Source organism: Acetobacter fallax (genome assembly GCF_011516735.1).
Taxonomy (GTDB): domain Bacteria; phylum Pseudomonadota; class Alphaproteobacteria; order Acetobacterales; family Acetobacteraceae; genus Acetobacter; species Acetobacter fallax.
Genome location: NZ_WOSX01000128.1, coordinates 1 through 1,022, shown reverse-complemented (window position 1 = coordinate 1,022; position 1,022 = coordinate 1). Strand labels below are relative to the sequence as shown.

Sequence of the window (1,022 nt, the reverse complement as noted above, 5' to 3'; positions counted from 1 at the left end):
ACACCATGTCGTAAAACAGGCAAGGTCTCCATCGGCGATGTTCCGGCGGATCAACAGGCCACGTGTCCATGATCCGGCTATAGGGCAGTCAAATTCTTCAGCATCCAGATCAGCAAGCGGGAGATACGCCCAGTCATAAAGTCGCTCACCTTTTGTGCCGTGCCCCGCTGACAGACGACGCCAGGCCTGGTCTGGCAGTCCTGCTGCAATATCTTTCGCCTCTCCGGCAATCAGCGGTTCCGTTGCCCATGATCCGAACCAGTGATTGCCCTTGACCCCAAGAACATATCCAATTCCTGCCCGGCGAAGCGTGCGTTCCACATCGCCGACGCCATACACGCTGTCTGCCGCAACCCAGCGGAAGGGCACACCGGCCTCAATACTCCGCTCAATCATCATCGAGGCTAACGCCGGTTTGGTTGCAAACACCACCTCATCGGGAACGTGGGCCTGCTTCAGGCGCTCAGGCTTTGATGTCCAGTCTTTTGGAAGATACAGGGCGCGGTCAATAAAGGCATGCCCCCGTTCCGAAACATAAGCGCCAAACACACCAATCTGGCAGTTCGTGATCTTGCCGGCAGATCCCGTATACTGCCGCCCCACACCGCAGGACGCCTGACCCTTCTTCAGAAAACCGGTCTCATCAATGACCAGCACGCCCTCTTCAGTGCCCAGATGCTCGATCACATAATCCCTGACGACATCACGAAGGGCATCGGCATCCCAGTGCCCGCGCCCCAGAAGCGCCTGCTGCCGCCATGGACCAGGATCTCCTGCGGCTTCCGCTCGCATCCATCCCGTCTTGCGTGGTTCATTGCCAATCAAAATATCAAGAAAAGCACAGGCTGAATCTACGACACGTTTTTGCGTGAACAGCGGCGCCATCCGATCCTTGGCGGACCGAAGCGAGCGCGCCCATAATTCCAGCATTTCTTCAACAGACGCACCGCCACTCATCATATCCTGAATCATGGTTACCCATAGATTCAGAACTCAACACAAAATGCAACTGTAGTGCTAGG

The 1,022-nt window shown here is 56.2% G+C and carries 1 protein-coding gene; it reads right to left on the bottom strand.

Annotated features, from left to right (window positions below; translation table 11 throughout):
* Nucleotides 1–972: IS701 family transposase (locus GOB85_RS18800; protein ID WP_173578873.1), on the bottom strand; the 972-nt coding region annotated here is incomplete at its 3' end.
* Nucleotides 973–1,022: the final 50 nt, after the last annotated feature.